Origin of the sequence: Microbacterium hydrocarbonoxydans (assembly GCF_011752045.1) — a bacterium.
Taxonomy (GTDB): Bacteria; Actinomycetota; Actinomycetes; order Actinomycetales; family Microbacteriaceae; genus Microbacterium.
Map to the genome: position 1 here is coordinate 527,892 of NZ_JAAKXW010000001.1, position 25,497 is coordinate 553,388.

General features: G+C 71.1%; 1 protein-coding gene (cut by a window edge). It reads right to left on the minus strand.

Annotation, left to right across the window (positions count from 1 at the left end; all coding sequences use genetic code 11):
• Nucleotides 1–25,497: the 3' portion of a hypothetical protein gene (locus tag G6G98_RS02615; RefSeq protein WP_164233732.1), read on the minus strand. Its footprint extends 3,327 nt past the window's final position; the window shows 25,497 of its 28,824 coding nt (coding positions 3,328–28,824); the start codon falls outside the window, past its right edge; it ends in the stop codon at nt 1–3.

A 25,497-nucleotide genomic window follows, 5' to 3' on the forward strand; every position in this document is an offset into this window, starting at 1 on the left:
TCAGGTCGAGCCGTCGTCATCCAGGATTGTGACCAGGCCCCGGGAGCGCTTGAGGTTCACGGTGCTGGACCCGAGGAGGCGCACGGCGAACGTCTCGGTGCCCTCTGCGACGGCGTCGCCGATCACGGTGAATGTGAGGGTCGCCGTGGTCTGTCCCTCCGCGAACGTGATCACTCCGGAGGTGGGTCCCGTGACGTCGGACCCGAAGTTCGCAGTGGATCCGGGGTCGGATGTCCACCCGACCGAGAGCACGCCCTCTCCCGAGGAGCGCGTGACCGTCAGGGTGACCGTCTTCGTCGTCCCCGCGCGACCCTCCGTCACCGTCGCGTCCGACATCGACACGGACTGCGGCGCCGGCGGAGACCCGGCGTAGGCGTCGTCATCCGTCTTCATCCGGTACTCGTCGACCGAGGCGACCACGCCCGCGCCGAGCCCGAACACGCCCTGCCGGCCGTCGCCGAGCGGTGAGTTGTACGCGAACGACGCGAGCACCTGGCCGTTCAGGGTCACGGTGACGACGGTCGCCTTCAGCACCACGTTGAGCGTGTACTCCGAGCCGGCCGCGATCGCGCGGGCGATCACCGCGTCGACGATGCGGGCGCCGCGGGCGACGTGCCCGATCAGCACCCGCTGACCCGCGGCGTCGAGGGCGACGAACTTGTGGTCGGATGCGGAGTACCAGTCGAACACGAATCCCGTGACGCCGAGCGCGCGCAGGCGCGCCTCGAGCTCCACATAGCTCGTCGCGTCGAAGCCCGGGACCGCGGTCTGCCCTTCCGGCACGACGCCGATCAGGGAGATCGCCGTGCCGGTGGCATCCGCCGTTCCGGCGTAGCGTCCGTCCGGGGTGGTGGTCCAGGTGCCCGTCTGCTGCTCGGCCCGGGTCTGCGGTGTCCCGTCGAAGTACTCGGTGCGATCGACGGTGATGGCCGGTGCGATGACGGTGAGGGCGATGTTGTCGAACCAGCCGCGCGCCTGATCGGAGCCGAAACCCGCGAGACCCTTGTTCAGGGCGACCTGGTCGCCGTTCAGCATCCGCGGCGGGAATGTGTACGAGAGCGCGTTCTTCCCGTTGATCGTCACGGTCACGACGAGTCCGTTCACCACGACGTTCAGGTCGTAGTACGTGCCGGCCTTCACCCCGCCGGGGACGGCTCCCTGGGCGAGCGCCGCCCAGCCCCAGCTGGCGCGGTGCCCGATGACCACCTTGTTCGTGGACTGGTCGATGCCGGCGAACTTGAAGTCCATCGGGCCGAAGTAGTCGAACACCACGTAGGCGTTCGCCTTCCACCCTCCGGTGGGCTTGTCCATCGAGATCTTGGCCGAGAGCTCGTAGTACACGCTCTTGTACGCGTCGGAGTACCAGACCGCGATGGCGTCGCCGCTGTTCGAGGCGGCCGTGACCTTGAGCACGCCCTGCTGCACCGTGAACACACCCGAGTCGGTCGCGAAGCCCTGCAGCGTGCCGTCGTTGAAGTCCGAGCCACGGAGCGTGTCCCTGCGCCCGCCCGGGATGTTGCCCGCCTGCGGGTCGGTCGGCCCGCCGGTCTGCGTCTGCCAGTGGTTGTGATCGTGCTGGGTGATGAGCCCCAGCTCGCCGTAGGGCTCGCCGTTGCGCGCCTTTTCCGTGCCCTCGTCGCTCCACCGCGTCAGGTCGACGCCCTGGCTGCGGCTGAGTGCGTACAGGAACTCGGGCAGCTGCGGCTCGACCTGGCGGCTCACCGTCGCGATGCCGAACGGGGAGAACGGCACGACGTAGGAGTTGAACTCGCCGACCCAGTCGATGAGGCGGTCGCCGCCGGTGTTGCCGATGAGGATGTCGAGGCCGGCGCCGCCGTAGACGCGGTCCTGGAAGCTCGAGTTGACGCCGTCGGGCGTGTTGTTGAGCCAGGTGTCACCGGTCTGGGTGCAGGTGCCGTTCGGCTGCATGGTGATGCATCCGGAATGCAGGTCGTCGTCGGCGTTGTGGAGGTCGTTGCCCCAGCCGCCCCAGAGCGTGTCCTGCCCGGTGCCGCCGACGAGCCAGTCGTTGCCGAGGTCGCCGAAGATCACGTCGTTCCCGTCGGAGCGCTGCGTGCTCGTCGTCGCGGTGCAGTTGCCCTGGTTGTCGACCGCGATGCACGCGGTGACGTGGTCTCCGGTGAGGTCCTCGTTGTTGAGGAAGAACTGGTGCGGGAAGAGTGCGCGGTCGGGGCTGCCGGTGCAGGTGTGGCCGCTGGGCGAGGTGGACGTGCAGCGCCACACCGAGCCGGCCCCGTCGAACAGGATCGCCCGCCGCGGGTCGTACTCGTCGTACAGGTAGAACTCGCCGAGGCGCAGCTCGTTGTGGTTGTTCGCGTGCCAGGGGTTGGTGTCGGCGCCGAAGTGCAGCACGTCTCCCGGGTTCCACGGGTGGGCGAAGTCGATGTACTCGATGCCGATCGGGTCGCCGTCGGCGTCGAAGTGCTGCGCGTAGCCGCCGGTGCCGCCGACGCCGATCGCCTCGGCGCCGCTGATCGCGTCGTCGCCGGCGCCGCCGTGGATCCAGTCGCCGCCCCAGCCGCCGAAGATGATGTCGTCGGAGTTGTTGGCGTCGTAGGTCGGCTGGTTGGCGACGTGCTGCTGGCTCTGGTTCGTGTCGGGGCCGAGGTTGTACACGGTGAGATCCACGCTCTTCACGAGCGCGCCTGCGACGTTGATGGTGGCCGTCTGCACCTGACCCGGTGTGTAGATGTACTCGCCGAGCACGTCGCCCTGGCTGGTCTTCGTGTCCGGGTCCACGGTGCGCAGGCGCAGGATGCCGTACAGCGGCTCGGCGTACTCGGCGCATACGGCGGTCGACGCCACCGAGCATCCGGTGTTGCGGCTGGTGAAGATGCGCCCGTCGTCGCCGAGGATGCCGTCGGATCCGGTGCCGCCGGAGATCCAGTCGTTGCCCCAGCCGCCGATGATGTCGTCGTTCTGGGCGTCGCCGAAGACGATGTCGTGGTCGGCACCGCCGTAGACGGTGTCGTCTCCGGTCTCGCCGTGCACCTCGTCGCGCCCGCCGGTCTGCGCGCCGCCGCCGTTCGGGAACACGGTGTTCCGCCAGGTCCCGGTCGCCGTGTCGAGCACGAGCGAGCAGGTCGGCTGGGTCGGCGAGCCGTTGCAGTCGGAGCCGACGCCGAGGCCGAAGTTCTGCGGCAGGTAGTCGGGACCGCCGACGGTGTAGTCGAGGAGGTGCACGCCGCGGACGACGATCCGCTGGGCGCCGGCCGCCGTCCCGCCGTAGGTGTCGTACACGAACGTGACGTAGTTCGGGCCCGTCGTCGGCGGCACGTTCGGCGAGCCGACGTTGGCGTTGCCGTTGACGTCGTTGCCGTTGGTGCCGACGATGCGGATGATCCGGCCGTTGTCGCCGACGATCGTGTCGGCGTCGCGAGCGTCCATGTTCGCCGTCGTCGTCGCGTCGGCGAGCGAGCCGCCGGTGACCGGGGTGCTGGCGAGGCTGCCGGCTCCGGTCGTCTGGTCGGCGATGCCGATCCGGGTGCCGGCGCCGCCGAACAGGATGTCGGCGCCGCGGTCGTGACCGGGGAGGTACGGGAGCGCCGGGGTCGCGAGACCGTCGGGGCGCTCGTCCGCCGTGTCCAGGCTGAAGAAGTCGCTCGAGCCGCCGACGATGTCATCCTGGCCGAGCCCGCCGAAGGCCACGTCGTTCCCCGCACCGCCCTCGATGTAGTCCTCGCCGTCCGTGCCGGCTTCGACGGCGGCGACGACCACGAGGATGCCGGTGTAGTCGCAGACCAGGGACACGCCGGGGGTGCCGACGCAGCCGAGCGGAGTGCGCGAGGCGCCGACGCGCACCGCCTGGGCGTGGTCGTCGATCCAGCGGCGGTGAGCGCGGTCGATGTCGCCGTCGCCCTGCAGCACGTCGTCGCCGAGCTGCCCGAACAGCAGGTCGTTCGCCTGTCCGCCGGCGAGGTGGTCGTTGCCCCACGTCCCCGCCCACTTGGTGCCGGTGTCGGCGGCGACGTCGTGGAACAGGTTCGTCACGTCGTACTCGGCCCACCACGGTGCGCCGTCGGGGTCGCGATAGGGCCGCGGTGCGCCGTCGACGAGCAGCTGACCGGAGTTGTTCTCGGTGGGCACGGGGTGCAGGCCGTTGCAGAGGTTCCCCGCCGCCGTGATGTCGCTGCGGCTGTAGAGCAGCGTGCCGCACAGCGTCTGGAAGCGGCCGCTCAGCCAGTCGGAGCGGTCGAACCAGACGGCGTCGCCGAAGAGGATGTCGTCGGCCTCGTCGCCGTCGGCCATGTCGTGGCCGGCCCCGCCGATCAGCACATCACGACCGAGGCCGCCGAAGATCACGTCCTCCCCGCCCTTGTCGAGGTTCACGCTCCGGATGCGGATGAGCGTGGAGAGCGCGGTGGTCTGGATCTTCTGCAGCCGTGCATCGGGCTCGTTCGGGTCCGCCACGTCCTGGTCGATCGCGCCGTGGTCGCCGAACACGATGTCGTCGTAGGCGCTCTCCGGCTGCGTGCCCGCGTTCACGGCGAACGTGCCGAGACCGACTCCGCCGGCGCCGTCGCCGTGGAGCACGTCGTGACCCGCGACCAGCAGGTCGTCCACGATGCCGGTGACACCGCCGGCGACCGGGGTGAGCGTCGTGCCGTTGGGGATGAAGCCGGCACCGGTGACGGTCGGAAGCGGGCTGCCGTTGATCGTCGCGATGTCGAGCGCCCGGGTGAGGATGTCGACGTTCACGCCCGAGTCGCCGTAGATGTGGTCGACGCCGCGCTGACCGCGGATCTCGTCGTCTCCCGAGCCGCCGGCGAGGTGATCCCCGGCCTGGCTGCCGATGAGGAGATCGTCGCCGAGGCCGCCGTAGGCCGTGATCCCGACCGACGGCAGCGATGCCGGGGCGAGTTCGGCGAAGAGGCCGGACGCGTCGATGATGTCGTCGCCGCTGAGGTCGTACGGGTTCGCGAGTCCGAAGATCCACTCGTCGTCCTCGTTCTCACCGTCCGGGATGTGTGTGAACGGGTCGAAGGGCTTGGGACCGAACTCCATGCCGAGGTTGTCGCCGGGCGTGCCCGAGTACCAGACGCCGTCCTGCGAGGTGTCGCCGTACAGCACGAGCGGCGAGCCGGGACCGGCGGTGTGCGCCGGGTCGCAGGCGACGGGGTCGTCCTCGGCGCCGTCGAGGTCGGCGTCGATCCGGAACAGCAGGGCGGCGCGGTTGCAGACGGTGAGGATGTCGCCGCCGATGGCGATGCCCGCCGACTCGCGGTACTCGTCCCAGGCGGTGACGGTGAGGCTCACCGCGTGCCAGACGGCGATGCCCGCCGCGTTCATGTGCATGCTGGGCGCCCAGGCGGTGTTCGCGAATGTCATGACGTTCCCGGAGAGCGCCGAGATCGTGAAGGGACCTGCGAAGCCGCTGACGCGCACCTGCATGCCGACCTTGTAGCCCGCCGCCGCCCAGCTGCCGCCGTCGGTGCGGGTCAGGCTGGAGGTGCGGATCACGACCGGCGTCGTGACCTCGATCTTCACCGGGGTCGCGGCACGCACATCGGTGAGGAGCGCGCTGCCCAGAGGCAGGGCGACCGGCGGGACCGGGGCGATGTTCGGGCCGCCGAGGATCATGATCGAGCCCTTGCCACAGCCGGGGAACGGGTCGGCGTACGGGCACTGCTCGAACGGCAGGTCCTGGAAGCCGAGGATCATCCGGGTGAAGTTCTCACCGACGAGCTGCACGTGCTGGTAGGCGTGCAGGTACGGGTCGCCGGCGTAGTAGCCGCTGCCGGGCAGGAGCCCGTTGAAGGCCCAGTTCAGCCCGTCGAGGCGGGTGAGCACGAGGGACGCGCCCGGGAACGCGGTGCTCTGCGCCGCGGTGGGCGCGGTGCGCGTCATCTCGAACACGGTCCTGATCGGCGTGTTGCCGCCGCCGTGGACGGTCGTGAGGCCGCCGTGCGGGCCCGGCACGAACACGTTCTGCGGCGTGGGCGCCCCGATGCTCGGGAGGACGTCGCCGCGGTCGAGTGTGAGCGTGGTGGCCGTGACCCCGACGAGGCGCCACTGGCCCGTCACATTCGCGATCCGCACGAGCTGCCCGACCACGAAGCCGTCGGCGATCCAGCTGCCGCTGGAGCGGGTGACGGTGCCGCCGGCCGTTCCTCCGGCGATCGTGACGGGGACGGTGATCGTCACCGGGACGTCCTGCGCGATGACGGTCCGCAGCGCGGTGCCGGCGGTCGCCGATCCGGAGAGCAGCTGGAGGTACATCACGGTGTTGTCGGTGGTGTCCATCGGGTCGTCGTCGCCGAAGCCCACGACCCGGAACAGGCCGGTCATGCCGCTGATGGTGACGGGCTGCCCGACGAGGAAGCCCTGAGCCTTCCAGTCGAACGGCGCCGAGCGCGAGAGGCGGTGCGTGGCGCCGAACGGGCCGGCGGTGGCGGCGAGGACGACGGTCCCCGTCAGCTTGACCGGCACGTCGGGCTGCAGCGTGCCCTGCACATCGAGGCGGTCGTTGCCGGAGCCGAGGAGGAGGTTGACCACCTCGATCGTGCTCCTGCCGCCGTCGGTGAGGTACTCGCCGTCGACGAAGGAGACGGAGCCGAAGCTGATGCCGCCGGGGAACACCTGGGGCTCGCCGAAAGTCTCGCCCTGGGCGCCGCCGTAGCTCGCCCCGAAGTCGAGGTCCTTCGCCATTCCCAGACCCCGGATCGTCGTCGAAGTCATCACGCCCCAGTTGTGGGCGACGCTGCCGTCGCCGTACACGTTGAGCACGTCGATCTGCTTCGACTCGGGGGCCTGGGTGGCGATGGCGAACAGCGGGCCGTCCTGCTCCCCCGGCAGCTTCAGGCCGAGCTCCAGGGAGCGGTCGGCGCCGGTGACGCCGCCCTCGACCGCGAGCGGTCCGCGCAGGCGGGTCAGCAGGTGCTGCGAGGCCGGGAAGTTCTTCACGCCCTGGCGGACGATCGGCTGGTAGTAGCCGAGGTCGGCCTCCAGCTCGACGCGCTGGTCGAGGTACCAGTCGGCCGCGGTGAACGTCGCCTGGGCGGCGATGCGGACGACGCTGAAGTGCGAGCCCAGGAGCGTGCTGAGGTCGTCGTAGGACACCGGCCGGAACTCGAGCTGCTGGTCGTGCGCGAGGTTCGTGCCGCGGATGTTCTGGATCTTCGCCCGGACGCAGTGTCCGAAGTCGTCGCAGATCTCGACCCACTGCCCCTCGAGGAAGCCGTCGGCGAGCCAGCCGCCGCCGGCGCGAGTGAGCCGGTGGTGCGACAGCAGGTCGTCGCCGGTCGCGGTGCCGAGGGTCGCCGTGCCGTCCCAGATGCCGCGACGGGTGAGCGCGTTGATCGAGGTGCCGGTGGCGGAGCCGCCGCAGCCGATGAGCGGGACGGTGACCGTGAACGACTTGCCGTCGGGCGCCACGGCGAGGACCGTGTAGTAGCCGATCGCGGGGGTGGTGCATGCGGCGAAGCGCACGCGCATCCCGGCGGCGAGGCCGTCCTCGAGGAAGCTGCCGGTGTCGCTGCCGTTCGCCCGGGTGACGGTGCTGCCGGCGAAGAGGAGGTTGCCGAGGAACACCCGCGAGGGGATGTCGCCGCCGATGGCCACGTACTGGGCGGGGCTGATCGCGACGCCGTTGATGGAGACCACGTCGACGAGCCCGTCGGGCGTGATGACCACGTGCACGTCTCCGTTGGGCGCCGTGGTGAGCCGGATGTCGTAGCCGTCGCGCAGCCCCGGAACGCTGCAGGTGGCGTCGCCGCACTTGACGATCACGGTGTCGGTGCCGGTCGGGATGGTGACGACCTGCGCCGTCTCGTCGTCGTAGACGAGGACGTCGCTGCGCTGGCTTCCGGACCGGAGGTTCGGGAAGCGGTACGCGTTCGTCGCGAACTCCTGGCCCCATGTGATCACGGCCGTGGTGGGATCGCCCGGCTCCGGGTTGTTCCGCGCCTGCAGGGTGAGCAGCACCGGGTCGTCCCAGTTGGTGGAGTCGAACGTCAGCAGGTACCAGGTGCCGAGCAGGGCGTCGGTGACCTTCGTCCAGCGGCTGGCGCCGAGGCCGGGGTCGACGATCTGCAGGATGCGCTGCGAGTCGGCATCCATCGTGATCTTCACGGTGATCGTGAGGGCGCCGGGGTCCTTGGCGAGCTGGACCAGCACCTGGTCGGTGCGCTGGGTGGTGGTGCTGCCCTCGATCACGATGCCGCGGTCGTCCAGCACGCAGGTCGCGTGGTTCGCGGTGCACGACGCCGACGGGGTGACGTGAGTCACGTAGACGCCGGGGGTGTCGTCGTCGTAGACGCGCACGTTCACCTGGCGGACGGCCGCACCGTGGAACTCGGCGTCGGCGATCGGGTCGGCGGCGATGACCGAGTGCTGCACGACGACGGTGCGGTCGCCCTCGGAGCGCAGGTCGTCGTAGGCGCGGACGTACACGCGCTGCGGCATGTTCCAGTTGCCGGAGGTGAAGGTGAGGACGACGGCCCGTCCGGCCTCGTCGACGAGGACGCCGTTGCGGAGGTAGTGACGCTGGAAGTGCGCCGCGGTGAGGCACTGGTCGCCGTACGGGAAGGTGTCCACGCAGACCCAGACGGTGTCCGCGACGCCGTCGGTCAGTCCGAAACCGGTCGGGTTGTCGAACGTGTCGCGCGCCTCCTCGTCGGGCGAGAGTGCGGCGGACACGGTGACGTACACGTTCGACGTCGGCGCGTGGCTGAGCTCGACGGTGTAGAAGTCGCGCTCCGTGATCGGTCCGCTCGTCGTCCCCTCGCGCACGCTCGTCGAGGTGCCGGACTCCTTGATGACGACGACGCCGGACTCCGGGGTGGCGAGGTTGTACGGCACTCCGTCGACGACGATGCCGTCGTAGCGCGGGTCGTCGGAGAGCACGATGTGGTCGACGGCGCCGGAGATTCCCTCGAGCTCCCGGGTGACGATGTCGGCGGTGACGTCGCCGGCCACCGAGATCTGGTCGGAGCCGAGGCCGCCGATGACCCGGTACGCGACGCCGAAGGCCGTGGAGAGGACGAAGAACTGGTCGTCGCCCTCGAGGCCGTCGATCTCCAGCACCTCGATCGTGGTGTACTTCACGTTGAGGCCGGCGCCGTAGATGGCGCGGTCGGTGATCGCGAAGTCGTCGGCGAACTCGGTTCCGAGCACGACGAGCTTGTCGAATCCGGTGCCGCCGTCGACGTTCACCGGGGCGTTGACGTTGTACTGCACCTCGTCCTCGCCGCCGCCGGCGCGGATGTCGAGCGGGCGGTTCGTGGAGAAGCCGAGGCCGATCACCGGCACGGCCACGCCGTTCGCGTCGAGCGGGATGACGTCGTCCTGCCACATGGTGTGGTCGAGGTCGACATTGCTGCCGGGTGCGTGGTTGTAGGTGATGTGGGCGTCGGCGTTGTTGCAGACGTCGTCGCCGTTGTTGTCGTAGCGGATGTAGCCGCCCGCGAGCACGCACTGCCCGTCGTCGGCGCCGTCGGCGGCATCCTGCGGGAACGCGCCGCCGGCGGGCCGGTAGTCGACGTCGCTGAGACCGCAGCCGGCGATGTTGTCGGCGTTCGTGTCGCAGACCGCGGCGATCGCGAAGGCCCGGACGATGAACAGGTCGTTGTCGTCGTCGCCGTTGAGCTGCACCTCCGCCTGGTTCGCGTAGACGATGAAGCGGTCGTTCCCGGTGCCGCCGGTGGCGAGCAGCGGTGCGTGCGCCCCCGGGCTCAGCCAGCCGCGGGTCGTGGGCACGAGCGACGGGAAGGTGTCGGCGGAGAGCAGCGCTCCCCCGTCCGGCTCCGGCTGGCTGTCGCGCTGCGTGCCGAAGATCTGCCCGATCTGGAAGGTGTCGTTGCCGGCGCCGCCGTCGAGCGTCATGGTGGCCTGGGTGTCGTCGACGTAGAAGGCGTCGTTGCCGCCGAGTCCGAAGACGGTGATGCGTCCGTTGAGCGCGCGGTCGTACGTGATGCGCTGGACGAGGGCGCTGGGCTCGTTCCCCTGGATCCTGTCGCGGTAGAGGCCGATGCCGCCGTCGGCGTTGCCGTTGCCGGCGAGCAGGGCGATGAAGGCCGGGTGATCGGCCTGTTCCGTCGGCGTCGCGCAGGTGGCGGGGACTCCGGCGTTCAGGGCGAACGGCGATTCGTTGTCGATGCAGGTGAGAGCCCGCAGCAGCCAGATGTCGTCGGTGGCACCGGCGGGGCCGTTGTAGCCTGCGGCGGCGTTGTCGTAGCCGTAGACGTCCAGCTCGTCGACGCCGTCGCTCGCGGGGCCGCTGTCGAGCACGTTGATGACGTAGTTGCGCACGCTGCCGTGGCTGCCGCTCGTGTAGACCGCGTAGTGGTCGGTCTCGCCCTGTCCGTCGAGGTTGAGGGTGTGCCCGGCGCCGGTGCCGGACTGCATGCCGGTCGGGCTGGTGACGACGTTCATCGACTGGAGATACCAGACGGTGATCTCGTCCTCGCCGTCGGCGGTGTTCGAGGTCAGGTCCGCGTTGCCGTGGACGAGGGTCTTCGAGCCGAGGAAGATGTAGCCCGCGCTCCCCCACGTGGTCTTCGCGCCGGGCTGGCTGACGTCCAGGCCCGACGGGTCTCCGAACTGGATGACGTCGACGTCGCTGCCGCCCCAGATGTTGGTCTGGCGGCCGGCCACCGGGTTGGCCGCGGACGGGGCGCAGGCTCCCATCGGCTCGTCGCCGGGGCCGCCGGTGGTGACCACGCAGTCGGCGATGAGGCGACCGCGGAGGATCATCGAGGTGCCGTGTTCGGTGCCGACGCCGCCGGTGTCGGCGTTGCCGAAGTCGCCGCGGATGTCGATGGACAGGTTCGCGAGGATCTGGCTGTTCTGGTGCAGGGTGACGTCGTCGCCGACGCGGAGCTCCACGCTGCCGGTCTCGGCGAAGATCGTGCCGTTCGGGATGACGCGCGGTGCGTCGATGTCGGAGTTCGGTCCGCGGGTGTTCGATTCGGCGAACCGGGCCGTGCCGCTGTGGATGAGGTAGAGGTCCTCGTCGAGCGCGCCGGTCTCGCGGACGGTGAGACGGATGTTCCCGGTGAGCGAGTGCGCGAGCACGAGGCGGAGGTACGAGTCCGTCTCCGTGTAGTAGATGCCGCCGGTGGCCTCGAGGGCGACGTCGTCGCCGGCGGTCGCCAGTGCGGGGTCGGATGCCCCGGTGACGGGGTTGTTGCCGCAGTTGAGGTAGGTGCAACCGAACGGGGGCGCGCGGCCGGAGTCGACCATGACGTCCTTGGACTGGAGGCCGATGGAGCCGCCGTTGGCGTCCATGTCGACGGTGTCGCCGCGGACGTTGTCCTCCGTGTCGTCGACCTTGGCGTTGAGGATCGAGCCGCTCTGGGTCCGCAGCGACACGTTGCCGGTGACGACGGCGGTGCTGCCGGCTGTGAAGACCTCCCAGATCGGCATGTCGCCGACGATCTCGTCGAGGTGGATCCCGGGTGTCTGCGTGTCGTCCGCGTCGACGTCGTAGGCGCGCAGCACGCCGTCCGCGACGCTGTCCCACGTGGTGTCGAGCACGGAGGTGTCGATCTCGATGAAGTCGCCCGGTGTGCCGATGCCGCCGACGCCCCCGGCGGTGCCGGCGTACAGGGTGATGTTGACGCCCGTGATGTCGATGGTGGGCCGCCCGTCGGCGTCGACGAAGCGCTGCGGCGAGTAGAGGGTCACGTCCCCCTGCGAGGAGTGGATGTGGCCGAGGAAGAAGTCGCCGGCGAGCTCGGCGGCGGTGATGTCCCCGTTGGTGGAGAGGAACACCTGCGGCACGTCGATGCCGATGCCGTCGTCGTCGTCGAAGACGGGCGCCGGGTACGGCAGCACGGCGTCGCCGTCGAGGTACGCGACGAAGTGCACGGTGGTCGTGGCCGCGCCCAGGGCGTAGTCGAGGGTGCTCGGGTTGCGCGTGTCGCAGGCGCGCTGGGGCGCGGTCGCGAAGTCGGCGGCGCTCGTGTAGTCGCGGCTGGGCACATGGCACACCGAGATGTCGTCTCCGGCCCGCAGGTCGCCGTACGCCGCTCCGGCGTCGCCGAACGTGTAGGTGCTGTCGGTGCGGGTGCGGGTCGCGACGCCGAACGCGCGGAGGATCGCGGCGTAGTCGACGACGGGGACGTCGGGACGGAAGTGGTACTGGAAGGTCTGCGGCCAGCCGGCGATCGCGCTGCCGGATGCCGGCTCCCCGCGGCCGTTGTCCGGTGTGTACAGGTAGACCTTCAGTCCGTTGACGCTCGGCGCGTCGGCACCCTGGATGCTGTCGTTCACGACGACGTCGACGTCGTCCCCGGCGATGATGCGATCGATCTGCCAGGCGAGAGATGCCGCGGCCACCGCGAGGCCGCGCTCGTTGGCCGTGATGTCGAGAACCAGGTCGATCGCGGCATCCGCCTGCAGCTGGATCTCGAAGAGGCACGGGACAGGGTTCGCGCCGCAGTACTCGGGGTCGATGTGACGGAACCGGACGAGTTCCACCGCCATGGGGGCGCGGGTGACGCCGGGGCCCGCCTGGCGGCCGATGGAGCCGGTGTCGGAGTCGATCTGGAACCGGTTGGTGCGCACGAGCTCGTAGTCGGTGTCGGCGCCGGGGGTCGCGAAGACCGAGACCAGGTTCGCGTCGACGCCGGTCGACTCGATGCCGTCGAGGTCGAGGGCGCTGTCGACGAGGATCGAGCCGCGGACGTTGCGGATCTCGGTGAGGCCGATCGGGTTCTCGATGTCGCCGTCGAGCCAGATGTCGGATGCCGTGCCGCCCGCGACGTTCAGGATCTCCACGTGCGTCGGGGCGAACTTGTGCACGATGTCGAAGTCGAAGGTCTGCGGACCGCCCTCGGCGGTGATCGCGGTGCGCAGCCAGGCACCGGCGCCGACGAGCATCAGGGTGACGTTCGGATCGACCGCGGGCTCGGCGACGGTGAGGTTGAACGCACCGGCGACGTCCGGAACGGAGCCGACCGAGACCTCCATCACCGGGTTCGTCTCGAGGAGCACGACGTCGATGTCGTTGATCACGAAGCGGCGGCTCGATGCGTTCTGCAGCAGGACGGAGTCCCAGGTGTGCTTGATCTGCACCTCGCCGGCGTTGCCGAGGATCTGGCTGTTCGGCCCGAGCGCGCCGACGTCGTTCGCCTGGAAGTGGATCTTCCCGCCCTCGTCGTAGATGAGGTCGCCGACGACGATCCAGGAGCCGGAGGCGATGGTGTCGCCGACGGCGAGCAGCGCGGTGTAGGCGTTCGCGACCGGGTCGTAGCCGCGGACGTGGACGTTGCGTGTCTTCGCGACGATGGTGCCGTTCTCGTCGACGACGAGCACCGGGTTCGGCTCCCCGAGCAGGATGACGGTCGCCTCCCAGAGGAAGCTCCGCGCGGCGCTGGTCGTGCCGTTGTGCTCCTCGCTGCCGCCGTCGAACAGCCCGCCGTCGGAGTCGGGGTCGCGGTTGTACGCGCCGCCCGAGGCGACCTGGAACGCCTCCACCCACAGCAGGGCGGTGCGGATGACGCTCGCGTCCTCGGCGGACACCCGCGCGCTGGAGTGGTAGTCGATGTGCGACCGGGCGTCGGTGTCGCCGCCGCCGCAGGAGCAGTCGGCGCGGGCGACGGCGTCGAGGTCGGTGTTCACGTGCATCGCCCGCAGGTCCGCCCGGTCGGACGTGGTGAGCTCGGCCCCGCCGCGCAGGATGACCTCGGTGAGGTCCTTGATGATGACGGTCGCGCCGGCGTCGCTGTCGGCGCCGAGGGCCGTGGCGTCGGCATCGGACCGCGCGTAGCCGCGGTACTTGGAGACGATCGCCGCGTCGTCGATGATCGCGCCGTCGGCGATCTGCACGCGGTGCCCCAGTCCCTGGTGAGCCCAGAGGTAGGCGTTCCCGGCGAAGAGGCGGGCGGTGCCGAGGAGCTCGACGACGATGACGCTGGTGACGTGGATGCCGTTGGCCGTGGTGTCGTTGGCGTCGGCATCCGCACCGAGGCCGCCGGTGTCGGCGCCGGCCGTGACGGACAGGCCGATGCCGTGCCGCGCCTCGACGAGCAGGGTGCGGAAGGCGTACACCCGGCCACCGACCTGCACGACGTTCACGACGTCGTCGTAGAAGCGCGCGTCGCCGTAGGCGAAGCCGAGCGCTCCCCCGCCGTTGGTGGCGGAGCGGCCGTTCGCGTACTCGAACGCGGTCGCCAGGATCGATGCATCCCTCGCCGCGACGATGTTCGCGCCGCCGGCCACCGTCGTCATCACCACGTTGCGGGTGCTGCCGTACGCCTGCGCGTCTCCCACGTCGATGAAGCCGCCGCCGGAGTTCGCCGAGACGAAGGCGGTGTTGACGACGGAGGTGGCGTCGATCTGCACGTCACGGCCGCGGAGGGTGCCGCCCTGGATCTGCGTGCGGACGTCGGCGCTGGCGTCGGAGTAGGACTTCGACAGCCGCACCGAGATCGCGCCGATGCCGAAGCCGGAGCTGGAGGCGGTGGAGACCTCGTCAGTGCCGGAGCCGATGAGCGACTTCGGGCCGCCCACGCCGACCATGGTGCCGTTGCCGCCGCCGGTGAGGTCGATCACGAGGCTGTGCGTCGTGCCGGCACCTGGCACCTGACCGGTGAGCCCGGCCACCACGGTGAGGAAGTGGCTGCCACCGCGGGCGAGGCTGCCGATCGTCGGCACCGAGATCGTGTCGCTGAGGGCGAGGTACACGCCGGTGACGTCGGCCAGCGGACGCGTGCGCAGCTTGATGTGGTCGTCGTCGATCCTGTCGACCCAGTAGGTGCTGTCGGAGGTCGCGATCGGCTCGTGGATCGCGCGGTAGACGCGGTGGGTGCCCGTCGCTCCGGAGCCCGAGATCGCGATCACGTTCGCTGCGTTGGCGGCGTTCGCCAGATCGACGAGCTGCACGGACTGGCCGGTCTGCACGACCACGCGGTACCAGCCGCCGTTGACGAGCCGCCCGCCGACGCAGCCGGTGTGCGCCCCGCTCGAGCCGCCGCTGCAGGCGAGGGCGACGCCGGTGCTGAAGTACCGGACGATCTGGCCGGTCGACAGCCCGTGGGTGCCCGTGTAGATGTTGTTCGCCGAGACGTCGCCGACCGGGTTGCCGTTGCCGTCGCGCGAGATGACGTTCACGCCGTCCTTGACGGTGAGCGCGACGTCCACGCCCTCGGGGAGGAAGGTCTGCTGCGGGGGCGCGACGTAGTGGACGGCGTCGTCGTCCTGCAGTCCGTGGCCGGGGAGGAAGATGGTGTCGTCGCCGTCGTCGACGGCCGTGCCGGGGTCGAACTCGAAGGAGGCGCTGCCGATCGGGCGCAGCTTGATGCGCAGGGCGTCGATCCGGATGACCTCGTAGAGCGTGCCGTTCGTGAGACCGGGGACGACCGCGCCGGTCGAGGTGTACCGCACCCGGTCGCCGGTGGCGAGGTTGTGCGCGAAGCGGAAGATGATGGTGCCCTGGTTCAGGTCGACGGAGGCCTCGCCCGGCTCGGCATCCGCGTCGCCGTCGTCGTCGTTGAACTGCGCGCCGAGCTGGAAGCCGTTCGGGCCGGTGACGATGACGCTGTAGGTGCGCTTGGTGACCAGGCCGTCGATGAGGTCGCCGCCGGCCTCGTAGACGACGCTGTCTCCCGACACGAGGCCGTGCGGGCTCTCGAAGGACACGGTGTCGGTGTTCGTGTCCACGCCGTCTACCGAGCCGTCGTCGAGCTGCGGGGCGAGCTTGCCGTACCGGGAGAAGATCTTCAAGGTGCCACCCGACTGCACGAGACCGCCGGTGACGATCGCCCGGACCGTCGGGTTGGTGATCGAACGCGAGGTGAGGTCCTGCACGCTGATCGCGCCGCCGCCGGTGGAGTCGGTGTTCGAGTCGGCGTCGGTGTGCGACTCCGCGCGGAGTTCGACGTCGCCGGATGCCGCGATGTGTCCGCCTCCGAAGCGGGCCGTGACCGTGGGCTGCACGCGGGCGAGGGCCGTGGACGGATCGACGGAGATGAGTCCGATGGTGGTCGACGCGACCCGGGCGACGGCGCGGTCGGCCGCGGCGGCGATGGTCGTGACGGTGGTGGCGCCGGGGATGCCGAGCGTTCCGGTCACGCCGTCGGCGCCGGCTCCGGTGGTCGTGCCGCCGATCGATCCGTCGATGGCGGCGAGCGTGTAGGCGGAGTTGATCGCCGTCGGGCTGCTGATGTTCACCGAGATGGCGCCGAGGGTGTTCGAGGTGAGGTCGGCCCTCGCGACGTTCGTGGCGGTCGCCGTCACGTTCACGGCTCCGGTCACGGTGATCTGCGCCGTGGAGCCGATCACCGCGGAGGTCTCGGCGCCCAGCTCGATGGCGCCGGTCGACGGGTCGTCGCCGATGTAGGCCTGCGGGAGGCTGTCGGTGACGGCACCGAGCCCGGCGGCGAACGCCGCCGAGGTCGCCGTGGCGGTGCGGTTCGCGATGGCCGAGACGGTGAGGCTGTCGGCATCCGTGACGTCGGCGCCGAAGGCGGCCTTCACCTGGCCCTGCACCTGCGCGATCGGGGCGGCGATGCCGATGCCCACGATGCCGCCGGAGGCGACGTCCGACGTCGTCGTGGCGGTCATGGTGCCGTTCGCCGTGACGACGATCGCGCCGCCGGCGTTCGCGGCACCGCCGCCGACCGTCGCGGTGACGTGCGCGGCCAGCACGCTGGCCTCGCTGATCGAGCCGGCGCCGGCGAAGCCGATGCCGACGGCGAGCACGTCGGTGACGGCCGTCGCGATGATCGTCCCGGTGGCGAGGACGCTGAGGTCGTCGGCGGCGGCGACCCCGCCGTCGAGGGTGGCGGTGACCGCGCCCGATGCCTTGGCCACGGACCCGGCGATCGCGATGGTGCCGAAGAGGGCACCGGAGTCGATCTCGCTCTTCGCGTCGGCGAGGGCGTGCAGGCCGAAGGTCTTCGCCTCGATGAGGATGTCGCCGGTGCTGCTCAGCTGAGCGCCCGACCCGGCGATCGCCTCGATGTCGGCTCCCCCGCCGATCGTCGCGACCGCGACGGCGCCGGCCGCACCGCCGAGGGACAGCGAGGCGACGTAGGTCCGCGCCTTCGCGTGGTTCTCCCCCTCGGCGCGCAGCGTGATCGATGCGGAGCCGTCGACGTCCCCGTCGATGCGGGCGGTCGTGTGGCCGTTGACCTCGGCGAAGGCGAGGAGGACGGCGATCGAGATGGCTCCGACGCTCACGCCCGGCGCGCTGGCGTCGGCGGTGTTGCTGACGTGCGCGGTGACGCTCACCCCTCCGGTGGCCGTGACGGAGGCGCCGGAGCCGAGCTTCGCGTCCGCGTCGCGGTCGTCGACCGCGCGGGCGACGCTGATCCCGACCGCGAGACCGCCGGCGGTGATGTTCAGCGTGCGGGCCTTGACGGCGCGCGTGCCGGTGAGGGAGGCGCCGACGCCGCCGCTCACCGTGCCCACCGGGGCGACCTCGGCGCGCGCGGCGCCGTCGAGGCGGATGATCGCGACCACGCCGCCGATGGCGCCGACGCCGCCGGCGATGCTGACGCCGAGTCCGTCCACGGTCACGTTGTCGGTGGTGGAGGCGGTGAAGCCGCCGACGCTGCCGTCCGCCGCGACGCCCACGGCACCGGTCTCGGCGATGTTGTCGCCGGACACGTTCACGACGGAGACCGAGATGCCGGCGCCGACGAAGCCGACCGCGAAGCCGAGCGACAGGTTGTCGATGGTGCGGTTCGCCACCGACGAGATCGTCAGGCCGCCCGTGGCCTTGCGCACCTGCGCGCCGCCGTCGATGTGCGCGTGCTGGCTGCCGCTGTCGTTGATCACCACGACCTGACCGCTGATGCCGACCAGGCCGGCGCCGCCCGCGACGCCGATGCCGCGGGAGTACTCGTCCATCGCCGCCTTGATGCTGATCGCGCCGCCGGCGGAAAGCCGTGCAGTCGAGCCGATGGCGGCCTCCGTGCTGCTGTCGATGTTGAGCACGAGCACCGAGATGCCGACCCCCACCGCGCCTACGGCGCCGGCTCCGGCCACGCCGAGCACTCGCAGCCAGTCGGAGGCCCAGACGGTGAGGTCGCCGCCGGCGCTGACGGTGCCGTTGATCGTGACGCTGGTGCCGCCCGTCGGGGTCTTGCCGAGCGCGTCGCCGGCGATGTTCGAGTCCGGTGCGGCGGTGGACATGCCGCTGTTCGCGGTGCCGATGTGCGACAGCATCCGCTCGCGCGTCTTCATCGACGCACCGGAGACCTCGCGCCACTTCGCACCGGGAGTGCCGGGAGCGGCCGCGGTGTTGTCGGCGATGTCCTCGGTCGCCGCCCACGTCTTGCCCGCGTGCGTGACGAGCGCACCCTCGTTCCAGGGCTCGGTGCTCACCCAGGCGACGGGGTTCGCGGAGGTGGTGCCGCCGAGTGCCCCGAGGTAGCCGCCGTCGCCCTTGGCGACGTCGCCGCCGGCCATGGCGCTGCCCAGGACGCCGCCCTCCTGCCAGTCGGAGGGGTTGAGGCTCGGCCGGCTGCCGCCGGTGACCCCGTCGTCCCTCGCGGTGTAGTACGCGTCGTCCGACGTGTCGGCGGTGCCCTTGTCGTCGAGGACCTCGTCGCCCTTGTCGTAGACGGCCGTCGACGACCAGGTGCCGCGGCCGAGTGCGGAGGTGGCGGCCAGCCACTGGCCGGGGTTCGCCTCGGGGTTGACGCCGACCGTCGGATTCTCGACCTTCGCCGAGTACCGCTTGCCGTTGTACGTGACGACGTCGCTCATCTTGTAGCTCGTCGCCGCGTTCCAGGCGCCGCGGTCGTTCCCGCCGTCGGCCGCGTGGTACGACCCGCTGACGGTCGTCCCGATGGTCCAGACGGACACCGCTGCGGCGACGCCGACGAAACCGCCGGCAAAGCTCAGGGCGATGGTGGAGACGTCCTTCGACGACAGGGCGAAGACGTCGATCGCGCCGCGAGCCCGCACGTCGGCGGAGGCGCCGATCGTGGACTGGACGGCCATGTTGACCACGCCGATGTCGACGCCGCCGGCGACGCCGACGAGGCCGCCGGCCAGACCGCCGGCGATGGTGAGGCTCTTGAACCGGTCGGTCGCGGCGACGCTGACGCCCTGGGCCGTGGTGGCGCCGGAGAGGTGGTTCACCGCGGAGCCGCCGCCGATCAGCGCCTCGACGCGGACGTCGATGACGGTGACGGCGATGCCACCGGCCACGCCGACCACTCCGCCGCCGATCGCCGGTGCGAGCCCGAACAGCGATTCGCTGGCATCGGCCCGTACCACGACGCCGGAGAAGCTCTTGCGTCCCGCCCCGCCGGCGCCCACGGTGCCGTCGGCGACGAGGCTCACCGGTGCTCCGCCCGCGAGTGCGTCCACGGTGCCGTTCGCGCCGAGGGCCGCGCGGACGAGCTTGTCGATGACGGCCACGCCGACCGCGGCGCCGACGCCGACGTATCCTCCGGCAGCCGCCACGGTGATGAGCACCAGCTTGCTGTCGTCGTTGGCCGAGACGACCACGTTGTTGCCGGCGCGGAGGGTGGCGCCGCTGCCCGTGCAGAGGTACGCCTCGGTGCCGAGCGGGGTGCCCGTGCAGGCGACCGTGTGGACGTTGAGGATCGTGACCGACACGGTGCCGGCGACGCCGACGGTGCCGGCGCCCGCGCCGGCGGCGACGGAGGTGATGGTGTCCTCGCCGTCGGCGGAGACGAAGATGTCGCCGCGAGCGTTCACGTGGGCGCCGGTGCCGATGTAGGCGTAGGTGTCGATGTTCACGACGCGGACGCCGACCGGCACCGCCACGCCGGCCGTGCCGCCGATGCCGACGGCGGCGGCGACGGCGAGCTCGTAGAACTGGTTCGCCGCGGCGACCTTGACCGACTGCGCGCCGCTCGCGCCGGCGACGTTGTCGGAGCATGTGGCGCCGCAGTTGATGCGCGCGCTCGCCGCGATGAACGCCGCCGTCTCCGCGGTGTGCACGGCGATGGTGCCGGCGACCTGGACGCCGGCGGTGCCGCCGATGCCGACGCCGACGCCGAAGGTGCCGATGTCGTCGGAGTTCGAGGCAGTGACCGCGACGCCCTGGAAGGAGGGGGCCGTCTGGGTGATGGTGCGCGGGCCGGACGCCGAGGCGTCGCCGCTCGGAGCCGTGCCCGACTTCACGATGCTGTGCGCCCGTCCGGTGGTGCCGGTGAGCCCGAGGTCGACGACCACGCCGCCCTGCGCGGTCGGCTTGGTGTACAGCCGGAACGCGGAGCCGCCGGCGCCGTAGTAGTAGTACGTCTGGCCGTCCACGAGACCCTGGATCGGCGCGCCGCCGCCGGACGAGTAGACCACCGCGTCGCCGTCGGTTGCGCTGAAGTCGTAGGGCAGCGTGATCGTGTTCGCGCCGGCGTCCACGGCGGACTGCGGGTCGAAGCGGGGCGAGTAGTCCTCCTGGACGTTGGCCTCGGCGGCCTTGAAGAAGCGCTGGTTGTTGCTCACGCCCTGCGAGGTGAGCGTGATCGGCGCGCCGTTCTTGGAGAGCGAGAGCTGGAAGGAGTCGCCGGAGACTCCGACGATCCAGTAGAGCCCGCGGTGGGTGAGACCGCCGATGCCGACGCAGGCGGCGTCGTCGGTGTCGCAGCCGACGTCGTACTGCACCTGGTCGCCGTTCACGAAGTTGTGCCCCGGCACAGTCACCCGACCGCTGCCGGTGTCGACCTGGCTCGGCGCGAACCGGAGATCCACGGTCATGACGGAGTACGCGCCGGAGGCGACGTTCACGGGGCTGAGCCCCTTCGCCGCGACGTCGGCGCCGCTGCCGATCCAGGCGCGGGTCGTCTTGGTGGTCACCGGGACGGAGACGGATGCTCCCACCCCGGCGCTGCCGCCGACGGAGATGTTGCCGGCGATGACGTTGAGCTTCATGCGCTCGTCGGCGGAGACCCGCACGCTGCCGTCGACGATCATGTCGGCATCCGCGCCGATCCACGCCTCGGTCGTGATGTCGATCACGGAGACGCCCGCGTTCACGTTGACCGCCGCGCTGCCGCCGAAGCCGCCGCCGACCGAGAGCGAGGTGATCGTCTCTCTGGACACGGCGTCGACGGTGAGGTTCCCGGTGCCGCGGACGAAGACGCCTGTTCCGGTCCAGGCGCGCGTGACCTTGGTGATCACCTCGACGTCGACGCCGGCGCCGACGCCCGCGGTGCCGCCGACGGTGAGCATGCCCGCGAGGGCGAAGACGGTCGTGGTGTCCTGCGCCTTCACCGCGACGTGCGTCGTGCCGGTCTCGATGTCGGCGTTCGCCTCGATGTGCGCGGTGGTGGTGTCGCTGAGTACGTCGACGAGGGCCGCACCGGCCACCCCGGCGGAGTTGCCTCCGGCGCCGGCGACGGCGATGAGGGTGAGCGAACCGCTCTGGACGGCCTGGACGAGCAGCCCGGTGCCACCGGCCCGGATGACGGCCGAGGAGCCGATCACCGCGTCCACGACGCTGTCGCGGACGATGACCGTGGCGCCGGCGCCGACGCCCGCTCCTCCGCCGCCGATCGCGATGTTCCCGGCGGAGCCGGCGAGCGTCGCGGTCTTCGCCGCGTCGACCTGCACGCCGCCCGAGCCCCGTACGACCGCCGAGGAGCCGATGGCGGCGCGCACGGCGGGGTTCGAGCCGCCCTGGTTCGAGACGAACACGAGCACCGCGCCGCTCACCGCGGTCGAGCTGCCGGTGCCCGCGCCGGCGACCGACATGAGGAACCATTCCTCGCCCGACGTCGCCGCGACGCGGATCAGTCCGCCGGCGCGGACGTCCGCTCCGTCGCCGATCGAGGCCTGTGCGTTCTGGTTCACGATCACGATGAGGCCGGTGAATCCGACGCTCGTGGAGCTCAGGCTGATCGACACGGCCCCGGCGATGTCGACGACGTGGATGTCGTCGGTCGCGCTCACGGTCACGGTCTGCCCTGCGCCGCCGATCGCGCCGGTCTGGTTGATCTGGGCGTTCGCGCCGATCCAGGCGCGGGTGTCGAAGGAGAGGATCTCGATGACGAAGGCGCCGGCGACCGCGGTGCCGCTGCTGCCCGCGCCGCCCGCGACGGCGACGGAGGTGAGGGTCAGCCAGTCGATCTTGTCCTTCAGCGGCGTCTCCGGGGCGAAGGGGGTGAGCGTGGTCCGCGCCGTCACGGCGGTCGCGCCGGGGGCGTCGGCCGCCGCGGACGACTCGATGTGCGCGAGCGTCGTCACCTCGAGCCAGTTGACGACGATCGCGCCGCCGACGACGGTGCCGCTGCCGGTGGAGAAGGCGCCGGCGACGGCGATGTTCTGCATGCCGAGCTCGGCGACCGCGTCGACCGTGATGCCGCCCGACGTCGTCGCGAGGTCGGCGCCGCTGCCGACGACGGCCTCGGTGTCGATGAGGAGGATCTGGACGCCGGCGGATGCGGCGACCCCTGCGGTGTTCTTTCCGCCGGCGGCCGCGATGCCCCAGGTGATGTAGTCGGTGCGCTGACCGGAGGGCGTCCGGGCCTGCACGGTGATGCCGGTCGCCGCGGAGACGGTCGCGCCCGCCCCGATCTCGGCCTTGGCCGTGGTGTCGGCGACCGTGAGGCCGACGGCGGCGGCGACCCCGGTGTCGTTCTGCAGGTCGATCGCCGAGCCCATCGCGCGCCCGGCGCCGCTGCCGCCGAGGACCGCGCGGACGACCACCTGACCGGTCGTGGCCGTGACGGTGCGGTTCGCCGCAATGCGCGCCGTGCTGGTCGCCACGATCCAGTTGACCGCGATCGCGGCGGCGACGCCGGTGCCTCCGCCGGAGCTGCCGGATTCCCCGCTCGCCTGCCCGTTGGCGCCGGTCGCTCCGTTGGAGCCGTTCGTGCCGCCGTTGGACGACGGCATCCCGGCCGTGGAGTCCTTGGTGCCCTGGGTGTTCGGGTTGTCGGCGCCGTTCACCTGGCTGTTGGACTTGCTGTCCGCGGAGTCGTCGCTGTCGCTCGAGCCCTTCGCGCTCGCCGTGGCCTTCGCCTCGGCGACGATGGTGACGGTGGCGAGCACCTGCACGCTGGTGCCCTGCACGTTCCTGGCGATCTCGGCGAGCGTGTCGAGGTCGACGACGGCATTGATCGCGACGTCCGCGCCGACCGCGGTGCTCTTGCCCGCGGCATCCGCCGTGCTCTCGGTCAGGACCCACAGGGTCCTGGTCGCTGTCACGAGCACGGCACCGGTGCCGGCGTAGCCCGTGCCAGAGGTGCCGATCCGTGCTGTCACGTCGTCGTCGACGCTGACGACCAGCGCGACCACAGGGGTGACGGCCGTGCCGCCTTCGGTGCCGCCCTCGGCCTTCGTGCTCATGTCGCGGAGGCCGATGGCCCGGACCGTCAGGCCGGTGCCGCCGGTGAGCATGGCGCCGTTCTGCACCTCTGCCCGCACGTCGCTGGTGTCGATCACCTGGAGGACGAAGGATGCCCCGACGCCGGTGGCCGATCCGACCTCGGCGCGGCTGGTCGCCTGTGCGGCGTCGCGCTCGTTGCTGTGCGCGGTGACGGATGCCGCCGCGGAGGTGAGGGTCACGGAGGCGCCCGTGGCGACGAGGGCCTCGGTCGTGTTGTCGAGGACGTTGATCGCGAGCGCTCCCGCGACGCCGACGCTGGTGGCCTTGCTGGCGCCGGCCCGCGCGGTCGAGGTGACCTCGTGCTCGAAGAGGCGGAACAGGTTGTCGAGCGCCGGGCTCGCCGGCAGCTGGTCGCCGGAGCCGACCGTGACCGATCCCTGCAGGATCCACTGGTGCTGGTCGTTGCGCTTGTAGAACCCGACGGCGTTCGCGCCGTCCTGCGCGGTGAGCTGGAACCAGGTGTCCTTCTCGATCTCGTCCTTCGGAAGCTCCGACTTCTCGTTGACCGAGTCCTCGGTGACGAAGACCCAGCTGCCGCTGTCGCGCTTCCAGATGCTGCCGGCCGGGTGGCCGTCCTTCGCCGTCTTGAGCAGGTAGTACTGGCCGTCCGACGCGCCGCCGGGAAGGGTGTCGACGGTGCCGGTGAGGCTCACGTCGGTGTCGAGGTTCCAGTCGGAGCCGTCGAACTTGTAGAGGCCGTCGTTCCCGCCCCCGTCGCTCGTGCGGACGAAGGAGAGATCGTCCTTGGACGGGCCTGGCAGCTGCTTGCCCGATTCGACGACCTCCCAGTCGCTGCCGTTCCAGCGCCGCACCACGTCGTCGGTGTCGCCGGCGAGCATCCCGGCCGTCACGCTCAGACCGGTCGCGGTGATCGTCGACGCCCCTGTGGTGGCGCGGACGACGATCCCGACGACCTGCACGGCCACGCCGGCGCCGATGCCGACGGACCCGTCGGTGGCGGAATCGCCGGAGGCCTCGGCCGAGGAGTCGGTGTCTCCGCGCGCTTCGAGCGTCACGACCCCGCCGGTGTCGACCGTGATCCCGTCGGCGAAGAAGGCGCGCACCGCGGTGGCGACCACGTTGATGGCGATGGCGCCGGCGATCGAGACGCTGCTGCCGCCGTTCTCGCTGGACGCGGCCTTCGGCGTGGAGCTGGTGGAAGAGCCGCCGCCGGCGTTCTGCTGCTTGCTCTCGTTCGCTTTGCCGAGGTTGGAATCGGCCTTCTGGTTGACGTCCTTGCCGCCGCCGTCTGCGCCTTCGGAGGGCGACGCTCCCTTGGTGGCGGCTTCGGCCTCGGTCTCGATGTCCGCGCGCTGATGGGCGGTGAACGAGACGGCTCCTGTGACGTCGAGGCTGCGAGCGGTGGCGGCTTCGGCGACGATGTCGTCGAGCACGGCCAGGGCGAGCGAGACGCCGATGCCGGCGGAGCTGCCGGCGACCGTCGACCCCTTGGCGGTGGTGGTCGCGGCCACGTTCTGAGTGGCGGAGGCAGTGATGCTCGAGGCGGTGAGCGCGGTGCTCGAGGCGCCGAGCGTGGCGCTGGTGCGGATGGATGCGACGACGATCGCGACGGCGGGGACGATCGTGACGGTGCCCGACTTGCCTCCGGCCTCTGCCTGGGTCGTCAGCGTCACATCGTGGGTCGCGGTGAGCGTGAGTGCTCCGGCTCCCGTGAGCGGAGGCCCGCGGGTCGGGTCGAGGACCTGGGAGATGCCCGCGAACACGCGGTGGGTCGGCAGGTTGAGGGCGAGGGAGGCGCCGAGGCCGACCGTTGCGCCACCCGACTGCGTGGCCTTCGCGGACGCCTTGTCGACGCTCTTCGAGCTCGCCGTGATCGTGACCGCCCCGCCGCCGACGATGGCGATGCCGGGCAGTGGTCCGGGACCGGGCAGCGGTCCGGGTGTCGGGTCGCCGAGGACCGCTGCGCTCGTGTCCTCCTCGACGAGGTTGAGCGCGAACGCGCCGGCCACGCCGAGCGTGCCGCTGGTGTTTCCTGCTCCGGCCTCAGCGGTGGCCTCGAAGGAGTGCGTGACGTCGGCGGCGACCTGCTTGACCGTCGCGCTGATGACGAGTCCTGCCGCCTGCACGGAGGCCCCGATGCCGATGCCGGCCTGGTTGATGAGGCGGACCTTGTTGACGGCGAGGGCCGCGCCGATGCCGACCGAGCTGGAGTTCGTGGCTGTGCCCTTGGCGCTCGCCGAGGCGTCCGTGTTGCTCTTCGC